The organism is Aeromonas sp. sia0103 (genome assembly GCF_963895295.1).
Classification (GTDB): domain Bacteria; phylum Pseudomonadota; class Gammaproteobacteria; order Enterobacterales; family Aeromonadaceae; genus Aeromonas; species Aeromonas encheleia.
On the sequence record NZ_CAWQKG010000003.1, the window covers coordinates 15,513 to 40,249 of the forward strand.

The window sequence follows — 24,737 nt, forward strand, 5'->3', positions numbered from 1 at the left end:
ATAGGTAGCCCTAATGGAGTTGGCTACGGACACAAAGGGCGCTATTTTGGACGGACGTTCATGGATCAGGGAGGAGAGGGGATGATTGATATCAGGATTCGTCAGGCGGAGGCCGGGGATGCCCAGGGGCTGCGGGATCTCTATGCCATGCCAAAGGCTCAGGCAGGCACCCTGCAGATTCCCTATCCGACCCTGGCCATGTGGCAGCAACGGCTGGCGGAGCGTAGCGGCTACGGCTTGGTGGCCATAGTGGATGAGCTGCTGGTCGGCGATCTGGGGCTCTGGCTCGAGCCGAATCCACGTCGTCGCCATGTGGCTGGCATCGGCATGGGGGTCCGGGATGACTGTGCCGGCCGTGGCGTGGGCTCGGCCCTGCTGGGGGCGGCGGTGGATCTGGCGGATAACTGGCTCAACCTGCAGCGGCTCGAGCTGACGGTCTACAGCGACAACGCCCCCGCCATCGCGCTCTATCGCAAGTTCGGCTTCGAGCAGGAGGGCTGCGCGCCCGCCTATGCGTTCCGGCAGGGGCGCTTCGTGGATGCGCTCCATATGGGGAGAGTACGTGTAGCATGATCGACTATCGTGCCCGCCTGCGGCCCGCTATCCGGGCGCTGGAGCAGGATCCCGAGCTGAGCCTGACCGAGGTGGCGGCCCTGGCCTGCCTCTCCTGCTACCACTTTCACCGGATCTTCACCGCCGTCACCGGCGAGTCCCCCGGCGAGATGCAGCGCCGGCTGCGGCTGGAGCGGGCCGCGGTGGCGCTGCGTTACGGCCTGGCGCCGGTGACCAGCGTGGCCCTGGCGGCAGGCTTCGCCAGCTCCCAGGCCTTCGCCAAGGCCTTTCGCAAGCAGTTTGCCATGACCCCGGGTGAGGTGCGCAGCCACCCGGAGCGGCTGCCAAACAGCAAGGCTGGACACCTGGAGAGCAAGTATGGACACGCATCCGAGCCGGCCGCCGGTCATGATGAGGGGGTGTCAAACGAGAGGAGTTTCAGGATGAAAACCGAACAGATGAGTGGCCGCACCCTGGCCTATATTCGCGTCACCGGCCCCTATGGTGAGGGCTATGGCCCCGTCTGCCAGCGGCTCTATCAGTGGGCGGCGGCGCGCGGGCTGGCGGAGGCGGAGTGGATCTTCATCTACCACGACAACCCCGAGGTGACGGCGCCGGCCCTGTGCCGCACCGACATAGGGGTGACGGTGCCGGCGGGCACATCGACCCAGGGGGAGGTGGAGAGCCAGCTCATCCCCGCCGGCCGCTATGCCCAGTCCCGCTATCTCATCACGGATCGCAGCCAGTACGGCGTGCTGTGGCAGGAGCATATCGGCGAGGTGGTGGCCGCCGGGCTGGAGTTCAGCGACGGCCCCTGCTTCGAGCTCTATCACAGCATGAGTGACGATCCCCTGCGCGACGACGTCAGCTTCTGCTCCAGCGTCAGAGGCTAGGCCGCTCCCGACAGCAACGAGGCGCCCACGGGCGCCTCGTTGCATTCAGGACTGGCTGGGCACCTTGTCCCGGCGGGATTTCCACCACCAGCGCAGCCGGATCTTGTAGATGAGCATGCCCGCCAGCATCAGGTTGCAACCGGCCGATGATGACGCGCTCGTCAAGACTGGCTGGGCACCTTGTCCCGACGGGATTTCCACCACCAGCGCAGCCGGATCTGGGAGATGAGCATACCCGCCAGCATCAGGCTGCAACCGACGACGGCTCGCTCGTCCAGGGTCTCGCCGAGCAGCAGCACGCCCCCTATGGCGGCGAACACCGTCTCCAGGCTGAGGATGATGGCGGCGTGGGCCGGATGGGCGCCGCGCTGGCCAACCACCTGCAGGGTGTAGCCGATCCCGACCGACACCAGGCCGGCGTAGAGCAGCGCCTGCCAGCCCGCCACGGCGCCCGTCAGGGTCGGCGTCTCTATGACAAACGCCGTGCCAAGGCTGAGCAGGCCGCACACCACAAACTGCACCCCGGCGAGGCGGATAGGCGCGACCCGGTTCGAGTAGTGATCCAGCACCAGCAGATGGATGGCCCAGAACAGGGCGCCGGCGACCTGCAACAGATCCCCGTAACCCATGCTGAAGTCTTCGGTCACGCTGAGGTAGTAGAGCCCGGCCATGGCAATGAGGGCGCCGACCCAGGTGTTGGTCCCGGTCTTGTGGCGCAGGGCCAGGCCGATGACGGGCACCAGTATGATGTAGAGGCCGGTGATGAAGCCCGCCTTGGCGGCCGTGGTGTAGAGCAGTCCCACCTGCTGCAGGGAGGCGGCACTGAACAACACTGTGCCGGCGAGCAGGCCGCCGGTCAGCAGCAACCGGTGATCGCCGGACGGTTGCCCGGGTTGCGGCCGAGGCTGGCGCGATTTGAGCCACCACAGCAGCGGCAGCAGGGAGGCGGCGCCGAGCAGGAAGCGCAGGCCGTTGAAGGTGAAAGGCCCCATGTGATCCATCCCCAGGCGCTGGGCGACGAAGCCCAGTCCCCAGATGGCGGCGGCCATCAATAACATCATGTTCGAACGCATACGGATTCATCCCTGAGCAGGCGGTAGAAGAGGCACTCCTGAGCCCCCTTGCCACGATACCCTCGTGCGGGGGACTTTGTCGCCAGCGATTTGCATCTTTGGATCGAGGGGGAGGAGGTCAATCGCGGCACCATGGCGATGCAGGATCCCGATAGTGCTCAGCCATTGGCAATCCTGGCCAGCAAGGGCAACAGGGCGAGCAGCAGAACGGTGTGCAGGATCCAGAGTGTTCTCCGCTATTGGCGATCCTGGCCAGTAAGGGCAACAGGGCGAGCGGTAGCAGAATGGTGCGCAGGAGCCAGATCAGCCTGCAACGCTTCAGCCATTGGCAATCCTGGCCAGCAAGGGCAGCAGGGCGAGCAGCAGCAGGTTGCCGCGCAGGATCCAGATCACCCAGAACTGCTGCTGGATGGAGACCAGGGGCGGGCGCCCCTGGCGCAGGGAGCGGCGCCAGTGATGGAACAGCCGGCTCGGATAGCCGAAGCTGATGGCCATGCCGAAGAACAGCAGCAGCTTGGTGCGATAGCCGGGGTTGGCGAGCAGGGTGGCCGGCGCCACCGGGTGGGCGAGCAGCAGCAAGACGCCGGTGATGAAGATGAGCAACAGCGCCACCGCCGCCAGGCTGTCTGCCAGCAGCAGCTTGCGGACCTGATCGATGGACATGCCGCGCCGGAACAGGAAATAGACCGAGGTCACGGCCCCGGTCAGGGTGATCACGGCGCAATAGTGCAGCGCCATCAACAGATCCGGGTTCAACATCTGAGCGAGTTCCCTCTCGTCGACCTCATCACAAGCTTCCTTTTGGACGCCATCAGGCGGGGCTGATATTCTGACACTACATCACATCTTACGGTAGCCGGGGGCCTGGATTGGCCAAGCGCGACAAGCGGGTTGTTACCACGCAAAACTGGTCCCTGGTTGCTCGCATGCGACTGGGGCTGGTATTGCTGTTTCTGCCGGTGCTGATGCTGGGCAGTATCTACTACCTGCACATGGAACGCAGCCTGCAAAGCGAGTTGCAGCAGCGCCTGCTCACCACCAATCAGCAGTTGCAGCACACCTTCATCGAGCCCTATCTCAACGAGCTTGAACGCCAGTTTATCCTGATTTACGACCGGGTGAAGGTCGAGGACTTCAGCGGCCCTGTCTTGCTGAACCCGGAACATTATCTGCGGGAGTGGGCGCTCTACAAGGGCGTCATCGCCGATCTCAGCTATGCCTATGTGGGCACAGCTCAGGGCAACATGCTGATCTACCCCGCGCCTGAAGTACCCGCCGAGTACGATCCCAGGTCCCGCCCCTGGTACCAGCTGGCCAGCCAGCATGTGGGCCAGATGGTGTGGACCGAACCCTATCAGGGCTATGGCGACTATCAGAACATACTGATGGTCTCCCTGGCGCGGGCGCTGGTGGACAAGCAGGGCAGGGTGCAGGGCGTGCTGGCCATCGATGCCGTGCTGGCCCCCTTCTCGGCCCAGCTGAATCGCCAGCCGGGCTCGGGTTATCAGATGATCATCAACTCGTCCGGCAAGGTGCTGGCGGGGCCGGATCCCGATCGGCTGCTCAAGTCCATGCCCTCTCCCCAGTGGCGCGCCCAGTTCAGCCAGAATGAGGGCATCTTCCTGGATGCCGAGTCCCGGCAGTACGTGGCCTACCGTCGTCTGCCCCGCTGGAACTGGGTGCTGATCAGCGTCCAGCCCGCGGCCAGCGTGCAGGCCGTGGTGACGAGCGCCTCCCTCAACGTGCTGGGGGTGGTGGTGCTGGCCAGCGTGCTCTATGTGCTGCTGGCCCTGCTCTGGGCCCGCAACTTCAGACGCATGCTCGACGAGATCTCGACCATGATCCGGGCCAGCCGCCTGCGCCCCGACGATGTGCCTCAGGGGGGGATGCGCGAGCTCAGCCGGGTCTATGCCGAGCTGGCCGAGGTGAGCAAGGATTATCATGAGGTGCGCCAGCAGGCCAACATGGACAAGCTGACCGGCCTCTACAACCGGCGCTTCTTCGATGAGCGGCTGCAGCACCTGCTGCTCGAGCAGCAGCCCTTCTGCCTGGCCATGCTGGATCTCGACAACTTCAAGCGGGTCAACGATACCTACGGCCACCACACCGGGGACGTGGTGCTCAAGCGGGTGGCCGCGCTCGGCAACCAGCTGCTGGGGGATCATGGCTGGGTCTGCCGCTACGGCGGCGAGGAGCTGATGGTGCTGCTGGTCAAGTCGGATGTGCACTTCTGCCTGATGCTGCTTGAGCAGTTCCGGCTCGGGGTGACCTCGTTGGACTGGCGCGAACCCGGCCTCAGGCTGACCTTCAGCGGCGGGCTGGTGGCCAGTGCGTCCGGTCTGGATGCCAAGGGCCTGCTGGAGATCGTCGATGCCGAGGTGTATCGCGCCAAGCGGGATGGCAAGAACCGCATCTACCTCGGCCAGCCGCCCGGGCCGGCCGAGGACGTCTCGCCCCAGGGGAGCCTGCTGAGCAACGAAGAGACCTGAGGGTCTCTTCTGTTTTCAGGCCGCCAGCCGCCAGCTCAGGGTCGGCCAGCTCAGCGCCTCGGCGACCTGGCGCAGGCTGGGGGCGGGGTTGACCGCATGGGGATGGGCCACCGCCCGCAGCAGCGGCAGATCGTTGTGGGAGTCGCTGTAGCCGTGGCTCTCCTGCCAGAGTCCGGCCTGGCCGGCGAACAGCTGCTCGATGCGGGCCACCTTGCCCTCTCTAAAGCTCAGGGTGCCTCTGGTCTGGCCGGTCAGCATGCCCTGCTGCTCCTCCAGCAGGATGGCGACGCAGTGATCCATCCCCAGCATGCGGGCCATGGGCGCCACCAGATGCTCGCCGGAGGCGGAGATCAGCACCAGCTCGTCACCGCGCTTCCGATGCCACTCGATGCGGGCCAGCCCCTCCTGATAGATCCGTTCCCGCAGCACCCGCTCGGCGAAGTGCTGACACTGCTGATCCAGCCAGTGGCGGGACTTGCCCACCAGGGGCTGCAGGGTGAAGGCCATGTACTGGTGCATGTCCATCTTGCCCTGATGGTAGAGGGACATCATGGCCTGCTCCTCGGCGACCATGGCTGCCGGGGCCAGCTCCTGCGCCACCATGTGCTCCAGCCAGAGGCTGGCGGAATCCCCGGCAATCAGGGTCTCGTCCAAATCAAAGAGTGCCAGTGCCATATCGGCTCCTTGCTATTAAAACGGCGGTCACGCTGGCGGCGCAACCGGTGAAAAGAGAGTGCACGCCAAGGGGTTATGCTACCTCACACAGCTGATCCCGGGCGACCGTCAGGGTGACTGTGGTGCCCACCGCCAGCAGATCCCGGGCCGAGCGGTTGAGCAGATCCACCGTCAGCAGGCCCGCCGCGCACTCCACCTGGTAGCGGATGACGTTGCCGAGCAACTGCTGCTGGCGCACTATGCCGGGCAGGCTGGGATCCTGGCTCAGGGCGCCCGCCGGCAGCAGGTTGATGGACTCGGGCCGCAGGGCCAGCTGGGTATGAGTGCGCGGGCCGCAGAGGGTACTGGCCTGCTGCGGGGTCAGCAGGTTGTAGTGGCCGATGAAGCTCGCCACGAAGGCGCTGGCGGGTCTGGTGTAGATCTGCTCCGGGCTGCCGCTCTGCACTATGGCGCCCTCGTTCATCAGGAACACCCGATCCGACAGGGTCAGCGCCTCCTCCTGATCGTGGGTGACGAACAGGGTGGTCAGCTCGAGCCGCTGCTGGATCTCGCGGATCTGCAGGCGCAGGCTGCGACGGATGCGGGCATCCAGGGCCGACAGGGGTTCGTCCAGCAGCAGGATCCGTGGCCGCACCACCAGGGCGCGGGCCAGGGCGACCCGCTGGCGCTGGCCGCCGGAGAGCTCGCTCGGGTAACGGCGCTCGAAGCCATCCAGCTCCACCAGGCCGATCGCCTCCCGCACGCTGGCGGTCAGCTCCCGCCCCGGCTGGGGTTTCATTCTGAGGCCGAAGGCCACGTTGTCCCACACCGTCATGTTGGGGAACAGGGCATAGCTCTGGAACACCATGCCGATGCCGCGCTTCTGGGGGGCTTGCCAGGTGATATCCTCACCGGCGACCCGCACCTGACCGCCATCGACCGGGGTCAGCCCGGCCAGGGCCCGCAGCAGGGTGGACTTGCCGCAGCCGGAGGGGCCGAGCAGGGTCACCAGCTCCCCCTTGCGGATGCCGAATTCGATCCCCTCAAAGACCCTGGTCTCGCCGTAGGACTTGTGCAGTTGGCTTACTTCTAGATGGAACATGTTGGATCACCGATGGAATCTGTTCGCCGCCCAGGTGAGCAGCAGGGTCAGCAGGAAGTAGCTCATCACCAGCGCGCTGGTGAAGTGGCCCGAGGTGGATCTCATGTTGTAGAGATAGACCTGCAGCGTCTCATAGCGGGTGCCCACCAGCATGTTGGCGAACACGAACTCGCCGAGCAGGAAGGAGAGTGACAGGAACAGCGCCGCCAGCAGCCCCTTGCGCAGGCAGGGCAGCACCACCAGGGCGAAGGCGCGTCCGCTGCTGGCGCCGAGCAGGTGGGCGGCATCCATCAGATCCTTGAGCGGCACCCCCTGCAGGCTGTTGGCCAGTGCCCGGTACATGAAGGGCAGCACTATGGTGAACCAGGTGCCGATCAGGATCCAGGGCGTGCCGATGAGGGGTAGCGGGCCGCTTGAGTAGATCTGCAGCAGCCCCACCGAGGAGACCACGGGCGGCACCGCGAAGGGCAGCAGGATCAGCAGGTTCATCCAGGGATCCAGCCGGGGGAAGTAGTAGGCCACCACCAGCACGGTCGGCACCAGCACCAGGGTGCCTAGCAGCAGGGTCGCGAAGCAGACCAGCAGGCTGCGGCCGAAGGCGGCGAGGAAGCGCGGATCTCCCCACAGCTTGAGATACCAGTCGAGGGTGAGGCCATCCGGCAGCAAGGTTGCCCCCCAGCGGGTAGAGATCGAATACAGCAAGGTGGCCAGCAGCGGTAGCAACAGGGTGATGACCAGCGCCCCCAGCACCCACCTGGGCCAGCGCGGTGTCAGGTCATGCATGTTTGTTCCCCTTGTTCACATAGCTCTTTTTCAGCAGCCACTGGTTGGCGGCCGTCACCACTCCCAGCAGCAGCATCAGGATTACCGCCAGCGCCGCCGCCAGATTGGGCTCGAGGAAGATATCGCCTGAGACCAGGCTCGCCACCCGGATGGTCACCAGGTTGAAGTTGCCGGTGGTGAGGGCGTAGGCGGAGGCATAGGCCCCCACGGCGTTGGCGAACAGGATGATCAGGGTGCCGAGCAGGGCCGGGGTCAGCACCGGCAGCGCCACGTGCCACACATACTGCCGCTTGCTGGCCCCCAGCAGGGCGGCGGCCTGGGGCCAGTCATCCTGCAGCGCATCGAAGGCCGGGTAGAGCAGCAAGAGGGCGAGGGGGATCTGGAAGTAGCTGTAGATGAGGATGAGCCCAGCGCCCGAATAGAGGTTGAAGCCGTCGATCCAGCCCCAGGACTTGAGCAGCAGGGTGAGGGCGCCGTTGATGCCGAGGATGATGATGAAGGCGAACGCCAGCGGCACGCCGCTGAAATTCCCCGTCATGGTGACAAACGCCAGTAGCACCCGCTTGACCCGCTCGCCGCTGTGGCGCAGCGCCGCCGCCCCGAGCGTGCCAATGACCAGCCCCGCCAGGCTGGCGATGCCGGCGATGCGCAGGGAGTTGCCAAACGACTGCAGGTAGAAGGGGGAGCTGAGGATCTCCCGGTAATAACCCAGGCCCCAGCCATCCGGGGTCTGAAAGCTGCCTACCAGCACCCAGACCATGGGGGCGAGCTGGAACAGGATCAGCAACAGGGCGAAGGGCAGCAGCACCAGGGCTGGCAGCCAGTGGCGACGGACGGGGCGCGGGATCGCGTCTTGATCCGCCAGGATCCGCGTGCTGGCAGGCATCATCAGTGCACCTCCCGCAGGCAGGCTGCCTTGAGCAGTTGGGGGCCACGCGGCTTGTCGTGGGCAACCCCGAGCAGCTCGGCCATCAGGGCGCAGAGCTGGGTCTGTTGCAACTGCTGATCCGGCCCCTCGGGCCAGTGGCTCACGAAGGCGTCGCCAAACAGCCAGAGCGGCACGTTGCGCTCCTCGGGCAGGGTGCCGCCGTGGCTCAGATCCTCGTTCATGCCGTGATCCGCGGTGACCAACACCTGATAACCCTCCGCCAGCCACTGGGGCAGCAGGTCGGCCAGCAGGCTGTCCATGCGCCGCGCCTGATTGCGGTACTGGCGGGAATCGAGCCCGAATCGGTGGCCCGCATCATCCACCCCCATGGGGTGGATCAGCAGGAAGTCGGGGTCATGCTGGGTCCTGAGCCACTCGCCGTCCATCAGCAGATGGCTGTCGGGGTAGCCGTCGTCCCAGTAGAAGCAGCCGTGCTGGATCGGCAGCTGTTCGTCCTGGGTGAAGCGATCCCTGGCCACCTGCCAGGGGCTGCGATTGTAGAGCTCGCTCACCCAGTGATAGGCCGCGGCGGCGGTGCTTTTGCCCGCGGCCCGGGCGAGATGGAAGATGGATTCGTGCTGGCTCAGGCGACTCACTCCGTTGTGGGTGATGCCGCTGGCCACTGGCGGCACCCCGGTCAGGATGCATTCGTAGAGCGGCCGGGAGAGGGAGGGCAGGGCGCAGCTCAGGGTCGTGAACAGCCCGCGTTCCGCCTCCACCATGCCTGTGAGGTAGCCCATGGCATGGGCTACCTCGGCAGACAGGCCATCCACCAGTACCAGTATCACCTTGTGTTGCACTGGCACTCCTTACTGCATGTTGATCATGACGGTTTCCTGCCACTGGCGCGGCAGGGCCTTGGAGCTCTGCTCCCAGGCGGCATGATCGCTGACCGGTTTGGCGTTGGCGTATTGCTCGGCCGGCAGCAGCTTGGCCTTGACGTCATCCGGCAGCACCACGTTGCTGCGGATGGGGCGGGCGTAGCCGCGCGCCAGGTTGACCTGACCGGCATCGGAGAGGATGTATTCCCGCGCCAGCTTGGCGGCGTTGGGGTTCTTGGCCCATTTGTTGATGATGGTGGTGTAACCGGCGATGACGGAGCCGTCGCTCGGGATCACTACGGCAAACTTGTTCGGGTCTATCTGGTCGCGGTAGTTGAGGGCGTTGAAGTCCCACAGCACGCCCACCTCCACCTCACCCTTCTCGATGTTGGCGATGGTCGGGTCGTTCAGCGACAGGCGGCCCTGCTTGGCCAACTGGCCGAACAACTCCAATGCGGGCTTGAGATTCTTCTCGCTGCCGCCGGTGGCATAGGCCGCCGCCAGCACGCCGTTGTTGGCCTGGGAGGCGACGCCCACGTCCCCCAGGGTCACCTTGTAGTCACCGCCGAGCAGGGACTGCCAGCTGGTGGGGGCGGCCTTGACCAGATCCTTGTTGATCAGGAAGGCGATGGTGCCGGTATAGGCCAGCATCCAGTGGCCGTCCGCATCCTTGGCCCAGTTCGGGATGTCTGCCCAGGTGGAGGGCTTGTAGGGCTGGGTGACCCCCTGCTTGACCGCGACCGGGCCGAAGGCGCCGCCCACGTCGCCGATGTCGGCGGTGGCATTGTCCCGCTCGGCGGCGAACTTGGCGATCTCCTGGGCCGAGCTCATGTCGGTGTCCTGGTGCTTGATGCCGTAGACGCTGCCGATCTGCTGCCAGGTGTCCTTCCAGTTGGCCCAGCTGTCCGGCATGCCGATGCTGTTGAGCTGGCCTTCGCCGCGGGCGGCTTTCTCCAGATCCGCGATGTTGTCGGCGGCAAACAGTGGCTGACTGATGGCCGCCATGGCCAGTGCACTTGCGATCACGATTTTCATCATCCCATCCCTCTGGACTAGGTCAGTTAAGGTTCGAGAGGGATGCTAGAGGGGAAATATGACGGTGGCGGGGCGCTTTGATGGCAGTTTGATGACGGTTCCCGGCCGGGTTGCCAATGAGCGTCAACTCGACGATGGCGGGGCAACGGGATGGCCGCTTGATGACGGCGATCCTGTCATGGGGCTGTCATCCTGCCGGGTTACAACCCAGAGTCGATAGCGGCTGGTCTATGCCAGCCATGAGCCACAGGGACCCGACAGTGAGCAACCGCAGAGAGCCATCCAAGAGTGAACAGATTTGCCAGATCCTGCGCCGCTACATCGGCAGCGGCCAGCTGGGGGCGGGGCAGCAGCTGCCCGCCGAGCGCGCCCTGAGCGAGCGCTTCGCCACCACCCGCATCACCATCAAGGAGGCGCTTTCGAGCCTGGAGGCGGACGGCCTGATCTACCGGGCCGAGCGGCGCGGCTGGTTCGTGGCGCCGCCCAGGCTCACCTACGATCCCGCGATCCACACCCACTTCCACCAGTGGATTGGCGAGCAGCAGCGGGTGGCCGAGACCCGGGTGCTGGACCACGGCGGCGCCCTGGCCAGCAGCGAACTGTGCCACTGGATGGGGCTGGCCCCCTTCACCCCGCTCTACGAGATCCGCCGGCTGCGGTTGATCGACGCTCGCCCCGTGCTGCACGTCAGCCACCATCTGCTGGCCAGCCGCTTCCCCGATATCGCCGGCGCGCCGCTGGCGAGCTCCCTCACCGAGCTATACCAGCAGCGTTATGGCATAGGCCAGGGCGGGGCCAGTCTGGAGATCACCCCCTCGGCGGCGCGGGGCGCCATCGCCCGCGCCCTCAACCTGGCGGAGGGGAGCGCGGTGCTGCGGCTGGTGCGGGTCAACTACGACGAGCGGGGCGGGCTGGTGGACTGCGACATAGAGCACTGGCGCCCCGATGCGATCCGCATCAGCCTTGATACCCGGGCCCTGCAAGTCGCCAACGGGAGGCGCCTGCAGGAACCGATGCTGGATTAGGGACGCTCGGGGGCTATCCAGGCGACGCGGGAGGGTTCAATGGCGATCCGCATCAGCCTGGATGGCCGTGCCATGCCGCCGCCCGGCGAGGGGAGGCGGCAGACGCGGATAACAGGTGAGGAAGGCGCAGCGGATCCCGGCAGGATCCTGCGGGATCAGTTGTCGATGTTGGGGATCAGGTCGTCGAAGCTCTGGTAGCCGCAGTCGGCCAGCTGCAGCGACATGGTGTAGGTCTTGCTGCCCTCCCGCTGGCCGATGGCGGGGCGGTTGAGCTTGAGCTCCTGATGCCAGTACTCCTTCATGCGGTCGATCAGCGCCAGCGCCTCGGCCTCGTCCAGGTGGAGCTGACAGAGCGCCATGTAGTTGTTGGACTTGTGCATGTTCTCCACCAGATAGTCCCCCAGCACCGCCATGGCCTGCCTAGCCTGCTGGCGGGCGAAGCGGCTGTGTTGCTCGAAGCTGATGCGCTCGCTGATGAGGAAGTGGTAGCTGTTGTCGATGCCGAGCTGCAGTATGCCGAGCTTCTCCAGCTTGCGCAGGTAGAGGTAGCAGGAGGCGTCGGTCAGGCCATACTCCCGCTTCAGATCGATCAGGGTCTTGTCGCGCCAGAAGATGTTGGCGAGGAAGGCGTAGAGCCCGGGTTCCTTGTGGAATGCCTCATCCTGCTCCTGGGTGAAGACGGCGCGGCGGCTCTGGGCATCCTGGGTGCGGTCCAGCAACTCCTCGAAGGACAGTCCCACCAGGTGACAGATCTCCAGCAGGGTATCGAACGGCAGGGAGGGCTTGTTCATCATCCGCTTGATGGTGGCGATGGAGACACCCATGGCCTCGGCCAGGGTCTGGTAACGGATCCCCTTGTCGGTCAGGGTCTTCTTCAGGGTGTCGAGAACATGGTTGGCCAGGGTCTGGCTGTAGGTCATGCAACTATTCCTTTATCTGCATTTTTAGTCGTGTCAGAAAGTGAGTTATTTTTCTGTTTTGGGCTCAGATTTTGACACCTGTAAAAACCAGAGGAAATAAACCCGGTGAAAACGGCTGAAATGGCCTGACCAGTTATGAGGCAAGGTGGCAGATAATGACACTCTACGGTGCATATCCTTCAACCTTTCAACATTTTGCTGGTGATGCATAATACATCGCACATAATTCAACTCGAATCGGATTCATGACCTTCCTGGTTGAGAAAACGATTGTTTGCTTCCAATTTAAGGGTTTTTTTAACCGCAAGGTTTTATTCTTTCCTGGCATTGAGCGGAACTCGCAAGAGGTCCGCTTTTTCTTTTGTCCGAATCTGAGCCTGTCGTCAAGGATGGGGCGCATTTTTCGACACTTTCCCCCGGATCCGGGCTCAAACCATAGGGCTCACTCCCCCTTGCAGGGGAACAGCTTGGGGATCTCCCGCACCAGCCAGCTCTTGGCCTTGCCCATGGTATCCCGCCGCCAGGCCAGCACGACCTGGATCTGATGGCGATACTCCGGGCCTATCACCTTGAGGCGCCCCGCCTTGATGTCCTCCTCGATCCAGCTCAACGGCATGGTGCCCACGCCGATCCCGGCCAGCAGGGCGTCGCGTTTCTCGCTCATGGTGCTGACGGTGAGGCGCGGCTGCTTGTCGAGCAGCCGATAGGTGAGCACGGGTTTGCGCAGGGCCGAGTCGGCGATGGCGATGGCGCGGTAGCGGCGCAGGGTATCGTCCGCCAGGGGCTCAGGCTCCTGGTGCAGCGGGTGATCCGGGTGGGCGACATAGAGCATCACCTCCTCCTGCAGCGGCTGGTGCTTGATGCCGGTCAGCATGATGTCGGGGTTGAGGGAGGAGATGAGCAGGTCGGCGCGGCCATCTTCCAGGCACTCCCAGCTGCCCGCCAGCACCTCGGCCCGCAGCCGCAGCCGGGTGTCGGTGAGCTCGGCCAGGCGCTCCACCAGCGGGTAGAGTGCCTGCAGCGGCACCAGGGCATCGACGGCTATGGTGATGTCGGTCTCCCAGCCACGGGCCAGGGCCCGGGTCTCCCCCACCAGATGCTCGGCGGCCTCCAGCAGCATCCGGCCCCGCTCCAGCAGCATGCGCCCGGCCGGGGTGAACTTGGTGCGATGGCCGCTGCGATCGAACAGCATGGCGCCCAGCTCGTCTTCCAGCTTCTGTACCGTGTAGCTCAGCGCCGACGGCACCTTGCCCAGTTCATCGGCGGCCGCCGCGAAGCTGCCACGGCGCTCGATGGCATCCAGCACCCGGATGGCCTCCAGGGTCAGCGCCCGCTCCTTGTTCCCATCTTTGGCCATATCTCCCCTTCAATTTTTTTGAATATGTTTGCCAGATTATCTCGCTAACAAGTTAAGACAAGCGACTCTATTATTCAATCACCGCTCGGACAGGATGGTTCAGCGACCAAATAAGTGCAGTTCAAGGCTGTGACCCCTCTCAAACAGGTGGTCAGTCGTCAGTAAAAGAACAACATAATATTTGAATAGTCTCTTGCATGGAGGCATTGGCCCAGGCCGAACGGCCTATCAATGACATAACAATTCAAGAGAGAAATGAGCATGAAAAACGTAATCAAGATGCTGGCCGTCGCAGGCCTGATGACCGCTGGTGCCGCCCAGGCAAGTGTCCCCGCCGACTTCAACGCCGCGCCTGGGGTCCTGTTTGTCAACTGGCAGGCCAGTGCCGCCGTCGACGGCCCTGCCAACCCCATGCTGGAGGTGCGTGACGAGTCTGGCGATGTGCTGGCATCCGTCCACGCCAGCCTGACGGGCACCCAGCAGGTGAAGATCCCGAGCCGCACCCAGGGCAACCTGACGGTCAGCCTGGGTGATCAGAGCAGCAGCTACCGCATCCCGTACGGGGTGGGTGGCGGTCGCCAGCGTTAATCAACCGTATCGATATTTGAGGAGCACACCATGATGAAATTGAGAGCCGCAGAAGAGCGAGGTCATGCCAACTTTGGCTGGCTGGACGCGCGTCACAGCTTCTCGTTCGGGCACTACTATGACCCGGACTGGATGGGACACTCGGTCTTGCGGGTCATCAATCAGGATCTGGTGTCGCCGGGTGGCGGATTCGCCACCCACCCTCATGCCAACATGGAGATCCTGACCTGCGTGCTGAGAGGCACCATAGAGCACAGGGACAGCCTCGGTCATGCCGAGCAGATCCCGGCCGGGGATTTCCAGCTGATGAGCGCAGGGTCCGGCATCCGGCACAGCGAGTACAACCCCTCGCAGACCGAGCCACTCTCCCTGTTGCAGATCTGGATCGAGCCGAATGAATACGGCACTACCCCAGGCTATCAGCAGAAGAAGGTAGAAGCCCAGCCCGGGCTGACGCTGGTGGCGTCACCCGAGGGTGAGGAAGGATCCTTCAGGATCCGCCAGCAGGCCAAGGTATGGCGACTGCAACTTGCCGCAGGGGAGACCCTCGAATGGGCATTGCAAGGACGGCATGGTTACCTGCATATGATCTCGGGGGAGCTGACTGGCAACGGTCTGGCTGCCCGACCCGGCGATGGCCTGCTCAGCCGTGACGAGCAGGCCTGGGTGCTCACCGCCTCCCAGGCCAGTGAGGCCCTGTTATTTGATCTTCCCTGATAAATAAATCTTGGCGAAATGAATGAGTTAACAATTCGGTCTTACACTATTAACACAGTTATGGGTAATCAAAGGAATCTGATGATGGACAAGATGAAAGACGTGGCACTGCTGGTGAGTCGTGTATTGCTGGCGCTGATGTTTGTGATTGCGGGCTGGGGCAAGATCGGCGGTTATGCCGGTACCCAGGGTTACATGGAAGCCATGGGCGTGCCCGGGGCCGTGCTGCCGCTGGTGATCCTGCTGGAGCTGGGTGGCGGTCTCGCCATAGTGCTGGGCCTGTTTACCCGTAGCATCGCCGTGCTGCTTGCCGGTTTCACCCTGATGGCGGCCTTCCTCTTCCACTATCAGCCTGCCGAACAGATGCAGATGCTGATGTTCATGAAGAACCTCTCCATCGCCGGTGGCTTCCTGGCCCTGGCGGCGGCCGGTGCGGGGGCCTTCAGCCTGGATGCCCGTCTCGGCAAAAACTGGTAATAGCCTGATAGTTCGAGTTTTCCAACGCCTTTGGCCGGTGCAGCAGCACCGGCTTTTTTATGCCCGCCAGAGCCCCCTATCCGGAATTGTGCCGACGCCGTGATCGGCGGCCGCAAGCGCCTTTTGCATCTTCCCCCCCGATCCCCGACAATCCCATTTCGTGTGAAGTGACGAGAATGACTCACATTTTCTCGCGCGCACCCCTCTTTCGAATTGGCGGGAGTCGTCCATGTTTACCCTCTACCACTCCAATCAGCTGGATCTGCTCAAAGAGTTGCTGGTGAACCGCATCCGGCAGGCCCCCCTCTCTCACCCCTTCCAGCGGGAACAGATCCTGGTGCAGAGCCCCGGCATGGCCCAGTGGCTCAAGCTGGAGCTGGCCAAGGCCTTCGGCATCGCCGCTAACATCGACTTCCCGCTGCCCGCCAGCTTCATCTGGGAGATGTTCACCCAGGTGCTGGCGGATGTGCCGCGCCAGAGCCCCTACAACAAGGGCTCCATGAGCTGGCAGCTGATGACCATATTGCCGGCCCTGCTGGAGCGCCCCGCCTTCGCCCCCCTTGCCGCCTATCTGGGGGGCGCCGAGGAACAGGATCCGCAGGCAGATCCCCGGCAGGAGCCCGAACAGGTGCGGCTGTGGCAGCTGTGCCAGAAGATCGCGGATCTGTTCGACCAGTATCTGGTCTACCGGCCGGACTGGATCGCCCGTTGGGAAGAGGGTGAGGGTCTGGGGCTGGAGCTGGCGGGGGTGAGCGGCCAGGACTGGCAGCCCGAGCTGTGGCGCGAGCTGGTGGCCCGCACCCTGGCGCTGAGCCCGAGCGGCTATCACAGAGCCAACCTCTATGAGGAGTTTATCCAGGGGCTGCAACAGAGCGCCGAGCTGCCGGGCAGGTTGCCGGAGCGGGTGTTCGTGTTCGGCATCTCGGCGCTGCCGCCGCGCTATGTGGAGGCGCTGCAGGCCCTCGGCAGCCGGGTGGAGGTGCACCTGTTCATCACCAACCCCTGCCGCTACTACTGGGGGGATCTGCTGGATCGCAAGACGCTCGCCCGGCTGGCCAACAAGCTCAAGCCCGGCACCGACATCGAGACCCTGCAAGGGCCCGCCAACCCGTTGCTCGCCTCCATGGGCAAGCTGGGGCGGGACTATCTGCACCAGCTGATGGAGCTGGAGGTGCCCCAAATAGAGGCCTTCGTCGACATCGACGACCTCGATGCCAAGGGCAATGTCAGGCTGCTGCGCGCCATCCAGAAGGATGTGCTGGAGCTGGCAGAGCGGGGCGCCGGTCGGTTCGATCTGGACGGCAGCCAGCACAAGAGCCCGCTCGATCCGGCGGATGGATCCCTGCAGATCCACGCCTGCCACGGCCCGATGCGCGAACTCGAGGTGCTGCACGATCGGCTGCTGGGGCTGTTCGAGCAGGATCCGAGCCTCACCCCCAAAGACGTGGTGGTGATGATGCCGGATGTGAACAGCTACGGCCCCTACATCCAGGCGGTGTTCGGCGCTCGCGGCCAGATCCCCTTCGCGGTCTCGGATCGGGCGGCGAGTCAGGAGAGCCCGCTGCTGCAGAGCTTCCTCGCCCTGCTGCGGCTGCCCAATGCCCGCTTCGGGGCGGGGGAGCTGCTCGCCATCCTGGAGGTGCCCGCCGTGCTGCGCCGCTTCGAGCTGGATGACGGCGAGTTCAACCAGCTGCGGGTCTGGGTGCAGGAGACCGGCATCCGCTGGGGGCTGGACGATGCCTATCCGCTGCGCTTCGACTTGCCGCCGCTCAGCGGCAACAGCTGGCTGTTCGGCCTGCGCCGCATGCTGCTTGGCTTCGCCATGGGGGACGGCGAGCCGGTGGCGGGCATATTGCCTTACGCCGACATCGAGGGTCAGCAGGGGCTGGCGCTCGGCAAGCTGGCCTGGTTTGTGGATTCTCTCGCCGAGTTCCTGCCCCGCCTGCAGCAGGCGCAGAGCCTGCCCGGCTGGGTCGCCTGCCTCAACGAGCTGCTGGATCGCTTCTATCTGGCGGACGAAGAGGAGGAGCGGTTGCTGCAACTCATCCGCAGCCAGCTCGCCGAGTGGCAGGCCCAGCTGGGTGAAGCGCGTTTCGACCACCCCATCAGCCCTGAGCTGCTGCAGGACTACCTCGGCAATCAGCTCGGCGAGCAGCGCTCCAGCCAGCGTTTCCTGGCCGGTCAGGTGAACTTCTGCACCCTGATGCCGATGCGCTCCATCCCTTTCAAGCAGGTCTGCCTGCTCGGCATGAATGACGGCGTCTACCCGCGCACCCTGGCCCCCATGGGCTTCGATCTGATGGCCACGGCCTCCCGCCGCGGGGACAGATCCCGCCGGGACGATGACCGCTATCTGTTCCTCGAGGCGCTGCTCAGCGCCCAGCAGGGGCTCTATATCAGCTATCAGGGCTTCAGCGCCGAGGACAACAGTCCCAAGGTGCCCTCTGTGCTGCTGGCGGAGCTGGTCGACTATGTGCGCCAGGGCTTCGTGCTGGCGGGGGACGAAGCGCTCCCCGACGAGGCCTCCGGCGAGCGGCTGCTCGCGCACCTGGTGGTCGAGCACCCGCTCACCCCCTATAGCCATAGTTATTTCTACCCCGAGCCCGATTCTGAACATGAGTCGCGACTCTTTACCTATGCCACCGACTGGCTGCCGGCCCTCAATCCGGTGGCGGGGGCGAGCAACTTCCAGAGCGGCGAGCTGCCGCTGCCCCCCGAATGGGGCAAGGAGCAGGGGCTGGAGCTGGCCGAGCTGCTGCGTTTCTATCGCCAGCCGGCCCGCTACTTCCTCAACCGCCGCCTCAAGGTGTGGTTCGAGTTGAACGAGGCCAATATCGAGGACAGCGAGCCGTTCGAGCTGGACGGCCTGCAGCACTATCAGCTCAAGAGCCTGCTGCTGGAGGCCCACCTCAGGGAGGGCAACAGCCCGGAGCGGAGCGATAGTGTGAACAAGCGGCGCGAGCGGCTGCGCCTCTCCGGCCAACTGCCGCAGGGCTGGTTCGGCAACCTGCTGCTAGACGATCTGGACGAGCAGATGGGCGGCCTGGCCGAGCGCCTGCGCCCCTGGCTCGCCGGTGAAGAGGATGGCGGCAAGCAGGCGGTGGAGATCGACATCGCCCTGGCCCAGGGCCAGCTGCAGGGCTGGATCGACACCCAGCGGGGCCGCCAGCTGATCGTCAAGCCCGGCAGCTTCAACGGCAAGGATCTGCTGCTGGGCTGGGTTCAGCACCTCTGCCTCGCCCTGAGCGATGCCCCCGGTGACACCCTGCTGCTCGATGCCAAGCTGGGCTGGCGACTGCCCGCGCTGTCCGCCGACGAGGCGCGGCCCAGGCTGGCGGCGCTGGTGGCGCTCTGGCAGCAGGGGATGAAGCGGCCGCTGCCCTTCTTCCCCAACACCGCCTGGGACTGGCTCAAGGCCATCGAGAAGGATCCGGACAAGCCGGAGGCCGCCGACAAGGCGGCGCTGGCCCGCTTCCAGGGCGGCTGGCAACTGATAGGTGAGGGCGAAGACCCCTATGTCGCCCGCTGTTTCCCCGCCCTCGACGAGGAGGTGCTGAGCCAGCTGCAAGGGCTGGCCCGCGAGCATCTGACCCCGCTGCTCAACTGCCTGGAGGAGCTGAAGTAATGGCCCAAGCACTCAATACCCTGCGCTTCCCCCTCCATGGCGAGCGGCTGATCGAGGCCTCTGCCGGGACCGGCAAGACCTACACCATCGCCGGCCTCTACCTGCGGCTGCTGCTGGGCCACGGCCCGTTCATCGAGGAAGGGGAGGAGGCGGGTCAGCCCAGCGCCCACGAGCGGCCGCTGTCGGTGACCGAGATCCTGGTGGTGACCTTCACCGAGGCCGCCACCGCCGAGTTGCGGGGGCGGATCCGCGCCCGCATCCACGAGGCACGCCTCGCCTTCCTGCGCGGCGAGAGTCCGGATCCGCTGCTGGCCCAGCTGTTGCTGGAAGTGGAGGATCACGAGCAGGCGGCACGCCGGCTGCTGGCTGCCGAGCGGCAGATGGACGAGGCGGCGGTGTTCACCATCCACGGCTTCTGCCAGCGGATGCTGAAACAGAACGCCTTCGAATCTGGCGCCCTGTTTGAAACCGAATTCCTGACCGACGACAGCCAGCTCAGGCTGCAGGCGGTGAGCGACTACTGGCGCGCCGAGTTCTATCCGGTGGACGAGGCGCTGGCCTATGAGGTGCGCGAGAAGTGGGCGAGCCCGGCCGCCCTGCTGCGGGACATGAGCGGCTGGCTGGACAACAGCGAGCTGGAGATACGCCCTCAACTGGGGGATGAGACCCTGGCCGAGCGTCATCAACAAGCCATGATCCGCATTGAGGCGATCAAGCAGGGCTGGCTCAGTCAGCTTGACGAGATCCGCCGCCAGACCGAGGGTCAGATCAAGCTCTATACCGGCAAGAACTACGAAGGTTGGCTCGGCAAGATAACCGACTGGGCACAAGACCCGACCACTGGCTACGCCTTGGCCAAGGATCTCGAGCGCTTCGGTCAAGAGGCATTGGAAGCCAAGCTGAGCAAGGGCAAGGCGCTGCCGACCCTGCCACTGTTCACGCAGATCGACGAACTGCTCGCGAGCCGCCCCGGCATCCGGGATCTGATCCTGCAGCGGGCCGCGCGGGTGGTGCACGAGCGGATGCGCATCAGCAAGCGTCAGGCCCATCAGCTGTCGTTTGACGATCTGCTCAAGGATCTCGACGGGGCGCTCGGCTCCAACCTCGGTGACCGACTGTGCGAGCGCATTCGCACCAGCTATCGGGTCGCCATGATCGATGAATTCCAGGATACCGACCCCCAGCAGTACCGCATCTTCCATCGGCTCTATGGCGGTCAGCGCGACACTGCGCTGCTGATGATCGGCGACCCCAAGCAGGCCATCTACGGTTTTCGCGGCGCCGACATCTTCACCTACATCCAGGCGCGGCGAAATGTGAGCGCCCACTACACGCTGGGTCGCAACTACCGCTCCAGCGGCGCCCTGGTGGCGGCGGTCAACGGCCTGTTCCAGCGGGCCAGGGATCCCTTCATCTACGAGGCGGACATCCCCTTCCTGCCGGTGGAGGCACAGGGCAAGGGCAAGGCGCTGCGACTCGATGGCCAGGTCGCCCCCGTGCTGCACTGCTGGCAGCTCGGCGGCCAGCCCACCTTCAACCGGGGGGATTACCAGAGCCTGATGGCCCGCGCCACGGCGGCGGAGATCCACCGGCTGCTCAGCCTGGCCCGGGGGGAGCAGGCGCTGATCGGCGACCAGCCGGTCAAGGCGGGGGACATCGCCGTGCTGGTGCGCACCGGCGCCGAGGGGCGGCTGGTGCAACAGGAGCTGGCGCGGCTCGCCATCGCATCCGTCTACCTGTCCAATCGCGAGAGCGTGCTGGCGCAGGTGGAGGCGCGGGAGATCCTGCTCATCCTGCACGCCTGCCAGAACCCGAGCGAGGAGCGCAGCCTGCGGGCGGCGCTGGCCACCGGCCTGTTCGATCTCGACGCCAGGGCGCTCGACACCCTGGCATCGGACGAGCGCGCCTGGGAAAGCACGGTGCAGGAGTTCGTGGAGTACCGCAAGATCTGGCACCGCCGCGGCGTGCTGGCCATGCTGCGGGCCCTGCTGCACGGGCGCAATCTCGCCTCCTCCCTGCTGGCGAGCCCTTACGGGGAGCGGCGCCTCACCAACTTCCTCCATCTGGGGGAGCTGCTGCAACAGGCGAGTGGCGAGCTGGACGGAGAGTATGCCCTGCTGCGCTGGCTGGGGGAGGCGATCGCGCACCCCAACGGCCAGGTGGCGGAGCAGGTACTGCGGCTCGAGTCCGAGCGCAAGCTGGTGCAGATAGTCACCATCCACAAATCCAAGGGGCTGGAGTACCCGCTGGTGTTCCTGCCCTTCATCTGCAGCCATCGCGCCGCCGAGACGCCGCTCTATCACGAGGCGGATGAGGCGGGCAATCACACCATTCTCGATCTGACCGGCGCCGAAGGCTCCCTGGCCGAGGCGGACAGGGAGCGGCTCGCCGAAGACTTGCGGCTGCTCTATGTGGCGCTGACCCGGGGCGTCTACGCCACCTGGCTCGGGTTGGCCCCGGTGCGCTCGGGCAGCGGCAAGTCCGAGACCACGGATCTGCACCACACCGCCATCGGCTACCTGTTGCAGAAGGGGGAGGCAGGCGACGCCAGCACCCTGGCCACCGCCTTGCAGGAGCTGGCCCAGGCGCTGCCCGGGGTGGCCGTCGGTGAGCCCTCGCTCCGCCGCCCGGCCCCGCTGGCACCCGAGCTGGTGCAGTTGGGCGAGCCCCAGGTGCGCCACTTCACCGGTAAGCTCGAGCGTGACTGGTGGATCAGCTCCTACTCCGGGCTGGCGGCCCAGGGCAACGGCCACAGCAAGGGGGTGCTGGCCAACCCCGGCTTCGATGACGAGGTGGCGCCCGAGGCGGCGGCCACGTTGCCGGAGGAGGCAGAGGCGCCCCAGCCCTCCATCTTCACCTTCCCCAAGGGCGCCCGCCCCGGCACTCTGCTGCACAGCCTGTTCGAGACCATCGACTTCCCGAGCGCCGGCGGGGACGAGCTGGCGCAGCACATCGCCACCCTGCTGGTGCAGGATGGCTTCGACGCAGCCTGGGCCCCGGTGCTGCAGCAGCAGGTGGAGGCGGTGCTAGATACCGAGTTGCCGCTTCCCTTGCAACAAGACGAGGGCGGCGAGCCGGTCCGGCTGCGCCAGCTCACCGATCGCCACAAGCAGGTGGAGCTGGAGTTCTTCCTGCCCATGGGACGGGTGACGGCGCCGGCCCTGACCGCGCTGTGCCAGCGGCACGATCCGCTGTCGAGAGGCAACAAGCCTCTCAGCTTTGCGGCGGTGCAGGGCATGCTGAAGGGCTTCATCGATCTGGTGTTCGAGTGGCAGGGGCGCTGGTATCTGCTCGACTACAAATCCAACCACCTCGGCATGAGTCCGGCGGATTACGGCCGTCCGGCGCTGGAGCGGGCCATGGCGGAGCATCGCTACGATCTGCAATACCAGCTCTACTCTCTGGCGCTGCACCGGCTGCTCTCCCTGCGCCTGCCGGGCTACGACTTCGACCAGCACTTTGGTGGGGTCTTCTATCTGTTCCTGCGCGGCATGCCGCAAGGGGGTGTCTTCCATACCCGCCCCAGCCGCGAGCTGGTGCTGGGGCTGGACGAATTATTTAGCGAGGGCGCGGCGCAGCCCGCTGCCGGTGCACAAGAGTGGAATGAGGTTGAATCATGAGCAGCGGGATGATCATCGAACGGCTGAAGACCTTGGCGCTGGCGGGCCGCATCCGCCAGCTGGATCTGCAGTTTGCCAAGCTGGTGGCCGATCTTGGCGGCAGCCCCGAGCTGGTGCTGGGGGCGGCGCTCACCTGCTTCGAGCTGGGGCGCGGCCACGTCTGCCTGCCGCTGGATCTGCTGGCGCATTCTGGTAACGGACAGGGAGCCTTGCGCCCGTTCGGGCTGGATCCGCAACAGAGCCGGGATCTGCTGGCGGATCTTGCGGATCCTGGCCGCTGGCCGAGCCTGTTTGCCGAGAGCCCCCTGGTTGGCACCGAGCAAGCGGGTCACGAAGGAAGCGAGGGTTATGCCCCCCGTTGGCCGCTGCGGCTCTGGCAGGGGCGGCTCTATCTCACCCGCTACCACGATCACGAGCAGGGGGTGGCCCGCCACCTGCGCGCCCTGAGCGAGCGAGCCGAATGGCCGGAGATAGCCCCGGCGCTGGCGCGGCTGTTTGCCCGCGATTATGGCCTGATCTTCGCCGCCCTGCTCAAGGCGCGGCTCGCCCCCGATTTTTCGGCGCGCCACTTTATCGAGAAGTATCTGGATCTGGTCTTTCCGAATGAAGTGGATTGGCCTGCCATAGAGGCGCTGCTGGCGAGCGCCCAGGCGGCGAGCGAGCTGAGTGCGCTGGATGCCCTGGTGCCCGAGGCGCTCTGCTGCAACGGCCAGAAGCTGGCGGCGGCCACCGCGGCGGCGCGCCCCTTCGCGGTCATCTCCGGCGGCCCCGGCACCGGCAAGACCACCACGGTCGCCAAGCTGCTCGCCATCCTGGTGGAGACAGGCCTGCAAGGGGGCAAGGCCCCGGCCGTGCGGCTGGTGGCTCCCACCGGCAAGGCGGCGGCGCGCCTGACCGAGAGCATAGGCGCGGCCCTGCAGGCCCTGGACTTGCCCCCCGCATGGGTCGATGCCATCCCCACCGAGGCAGGCACCCTGCACCGGCTGCTCGGGGTGATCCCCGGCCGCAGCCAGTTCCGCCACCACGGGGGCAACCCCTTGCACCTGGACTTGCTGGTGGTGGACGAGGCCTCCATGGTGGACCTGCCGATGATGGCGCGGCTGCTGGATGCGCTGCCGAGCCACGCCCGCCTGATCCTGCTGGGCGACAAGGATCAGCTCGCCTCGGTGGAGGCGGGGGCCGTGCTCGGCGATATCTGCAGCTTTATCGAGCAGGGCATCAGCCCGGAGCAGGCGGCCTGGCTCTCGCGCCAGACCGGCTATCGGCTGCAGGGCACGCCTACAGGCGCCCCGGTACGTGACAGCCTCTGCTTGCTCAGCAAGAGTTGGCGTTTCGACAAGCACTCCGGCATCGGCCAGCTGGCGCGCGCCTGCAACGCGGGCGACGCGGCGGCGGTGGAGGTGGTCTGGGGTGCGGGCTTCAAGGATATCAGCCTGCATCCCTGGGTCGGCGAGGCCTACGAAGGGCTGATCGCCCAGGGGGTGGCCGGTTACGGCAGCTATCTCAAGGCAGCCCGGGAGGGGCAGGATCCGACGGCGGTGTTCAAGGCATTCAACGGCTTCCAGATCCTCTGCGCCCTGCGCGATGGCCCCTTCGGGGTGGAGGGGCTGAACCAGCGCCTCGAACTGGCCCTGTCCAAGGCAGGCCTTATTCAGCGCGACGGCGACTGGTATGCCGGTCGCCCGGTGATGGTAGTGCGCAACGATCACGGGGTCGGCCTCTACAACGGCGACATGGGGCTCTGCCTGCCCGATGAAACCGGTCGGCTGAAGGTGTGGTTCGAGCAGCCGGATGGCAGCCTGCGCGCGCTGTTGCCAAGCCGGCTGCCACCCCATGAGACCGTCTATGCCATGACCATCCACAAGTCACAGGGCTCCGAGTTTGCCCACACCGTGCTGGTGCTGCCGGACAGCGCCAGCCCGCTGCTGACCCGCGAGCTGGTCTATACCGGCATCACCCGCGCCAAGGCCCGGCTCGCGCTCTACGGCGATCGCGCCCTGCTGGCCCAAGCGGTACGGAAAAAGACCGAGCGGTATTCCGGATTGGCGGAGAGGTTGGGGAACTAATGATAGTGAATC

20 protein-coding genes are annotated in these 24,737 nt (G+C 65.4%); 10 read left to right on the top strand and 10 right to left on the bottom strand.

The window, feature by feature from the left end; genetic code table 11:
• Positions 1-84: 84 nt before the first annotated feature.
• Positions 85-573 (top strand): GNAT family N-acetyltransferase, encoded by a 489-nt coding sequence (locus tag AACW18_RS01135; protein ID WP_218389938.1) that lies wholly within the window; start codon positions 85-87, stop codon positions 571-573.
• Complete coding sequence (locus tag AACW18_RS01140) at positions 570-1,445, top strand: AraC family transcriptional regulator (protein WP_218389907.1); 876 nt, start codon at positions 570-572, stop codon at positions 1,443-1,445. The genes AACW18_RS01135 and AACW18_RS01140 overlap by 4 nt, the downstream gene beginning before the upstream one ends.
• A 161-nt stretch (positions 1,446-1,606) precedes the next feature.
• On the opposite strand, the gene AACW18_RS01150 is transcribed toward AACW18_RS01140, so the two are convergent.
• Together AACW18_RS01150 and AACW18_RS01155 are read right to left on the bottom strand one after the other, a co-directional pair.
• The gene (locus AACW18_RS01150) at positions 1,607-2,518 is read right to left on the bottom strand and encodes a DMT family transporter (RefSeq protein WP_042653417.1); all 912 of its coding nucleotides are present in this window, start codon (positions 2,516-2,518) and stop codon (positions 1,607-1,609) included.
• A gap of 318 nt (positions 2,519-2,836) precedes the next feature.
• Positions 2,837-3,277, bottom strand: a complete 441-nt coding sequence (locus AACW18_RS01155; RefSeq protein ID WP_218389908.1) for a DUF2214 family protein — start codon at positions 3,275-3,277, stop codon at positions 2,837-2,839.
• A gap of 167 nt (positions 3,278-3,444) precedes the next feature.
• Here AACW18_RS01155 and AACW18_RS01160 point away from each other — a divergent pair, with 167 nt between their 5' ends.
• Positions 3,445-5,007: a sensor domain-containing diguanylate cyclase gene (locus tag AACW18_RS01160; protein WP_218389909.1), complete on the top strand. Its 1,563-nt coding sequence runs from the start codon at positions 3,445-3,447 to the stop codon at positions 5,005-5,007.
• 15 nt (positions 5,008-5,022) lie between these two features.
• Here AACW18_RS01160 and AACW18_RS01165 read toward each other — a convergent pair whose 3' ends face one another.
• From AACW18_RS01165 to AACW18_RS01190, 6 genes are all read right to left on the bottom strand, one after another.
• Positions 5,023-5,682, bottom strand: a complete 660-nt coding sequence (locus AACW18_RS01165; protein WP_218389910.1) for an HAD family hydrolase — start codon at positions 5,680-5,682, stop codon at positions 5,023-5,025.
• 73 nt (positions 5,683-5,755) lie between these two features.
• Positions 5,756-6,763 carry an ABC transporter ATP-binding protein gene (locus tag AACW18_RS01170; protein WP_218389911.1) on the bottom strand — a complete coding sequence of 336 codons (1,008 nt, stop codon included), beginning with the start codon at positions 6,761-6,763 and terminating at the stop codon, positions 5,756-5,758.
• A 6-nt stretch (positions 6,764-6,769) separates the two neighbouring features.
• A complete protein-coding gene (locus tag AACW18_RS01175; RefSeq protein WP_218389912.1) occupies positions 6,770-7,546 on the bottom strand; it encodes an ABC transporter permease in 777 nt (258 codons plus the stop codon).
• The gene (locus tag AACW18_RS01180) at positions 7,539-8,435 is read right to left on the bottom strand and encodes an ABC transporter permease (protein WP_218389913.1); all 897 of its coding nucleotides are present in this window, start codon (positions 8,433-8,435) and stop codon (positions 7,539-7,541) included. Before AACW18_RS01180 ends, AACW18_RS01175 begins: the two co-directional genes overlap by 8 nt.
• On the bottom strand, positions 8,435-9,274 hold the full coding sequence (locus tag AACW18_RS01185; RefSeq protein ID WP_218389914.1) for an alkaline phosphatase family protein: 840 nt from the start codon (positions 9,272-9,274) through the stop codon (positions 8,435-8,437). Before AACW18_RS01185 ends, AACW18_RS01180 begins: the two co-directional genes overlap by 1 nt.
• Positions 9,275-9,283: 9 nt before the next feature.
• Positions 9,284-10,330, bottom strand: coding sequence for an ABC transporter substrate-binding protein (locus AACW18_RS01190; protein WP_084228333.1), 1,047 nt, complete (start codon positions 10,328-10,330; stop codon positions 9,284-9,286).
• A gap of 239 nt (positions 10,331-10,569) precedes the next feature.
• Here AACW18_RS01190 and AACW18_RS01195 point away from each other — a divergent pair, with 239 nt between their 5' ends.
• Complete coding sequence (locus AACW18_RS01195; protein ID WP_218389915.1) at positions 10,570-11,355, top strand: UTRA domain-containing protein; 786 nt, start codon at positions 10,570-10,572, stop codon at positions 11,353-11,355.
• A 155-nt stretch (positions 11,356-11,510) separates the two neighbouring features.
• Here AACW18_RS01195 and AACW18_RS01200 read toward each other — a convergent pair whose 3' ends face one another.
• Both AACW18_RS01200 and AACW18_RS01205 read right to left on the bottom strand, forming a co-directional pair.
• Complete coding sequence (locus AACW18_RS01200; protein ID WP_042653407.1) at positions 11,511-12,275, bottom strand: helix-turn-helix domain-containing protein; 765 nt, start codon at positions 12,273-12,275, stop codon at positions 11,511-11,513.
• A gap of 442 nt (positions 12,276-12,717) precedes the next feature.
• Entirely contained in the window at positions 12,718-13,632 is a 915-nt protein-coding gene (locus tag AACW18_RS01205; RefSeq protein WP_218389916.1) for a LysR family transcriptional regulator, read from the bottom strand.
• 255 nt (positions 13,633-13,887) lie between these two features.
• Here AACW18_RS01205 and AACW18_RS01210 point away from each other — a divergent pair, with 255 nt between their 5' ends.
• From AACW18_RS01210 to recD, 6 genes are all read left to right on the top strand, one after another.
• Entirely contained in the window at positions 13,888-14,220 is a 333-nt protein-coding gene (locus AACW18_RS01210) for a hypothetical protein (protein WP_218330031.1), read from the top strand.
• Between the two features lie 30 nt (positions 14,221-14,250).
• Entirely contained in the window at positions 14,251-14,937 is a 687-nt protein-coding gene (locus AACW18_RS01215) for a pirin family protein (RefSeq protein ID WP_218389917.1), read from the top strand.
• An 84-nt stretch (positions 14,938-15,021) separates the two neighbouring features.
• Positions 15,022-15,414, top strand: a complete 393-nt coding sequence (locus AACW18_RS01220; RefSeq protein ID WP_218292719.1) for a DoxX family protein — start codon at positions 15,022-15,024, stop codon at positions 15,412-15,414.
• A 229-nt stretch (positions 15,415-15,643) separates the two neighbouring features.
• Positions 15,644-19,039, top strand: coding sequence for an exodeoxyribonuclease V subunit gamma (recC, locus tag AACW18_RS01225; protein WP_218389918.1), 3,396 nt, complete (start codon positions 15,644-15,646; stop codon positions 19,037-19,039).
• On the top strand, positions 19,039-22,659 hold the full coding sequence (gene recB / locus AACW18_RS01230; RefSeq protein ID WP_218389919.1) for an exodeoxyribonuclease V subunit beta: 3,621 nt from the start codon (positions 19,039-19,041) through the stop codon (positions 22,657-22,659). The genes recC and recB overlap by 1 nt, the downstream gene beginning before the upstream one ends.
• Positions 22,656-24,725, top strand: coding sequence for an exodeoxyribonuclease V subunit alpha (gene recD, locus AACW18_RS01235; RefSeq protein WP_218389920.1), 2,070 nt, complete (start codon positions 22,656-22,658; stop codon positions 24,723-24,725). The genes recB and recD overlap by 4 nt, the downstream gene beginning before the upstream one ends.
• The last annotated feature ends 12 nt before the right edge of the window (positions 24,726-24,737 follow it).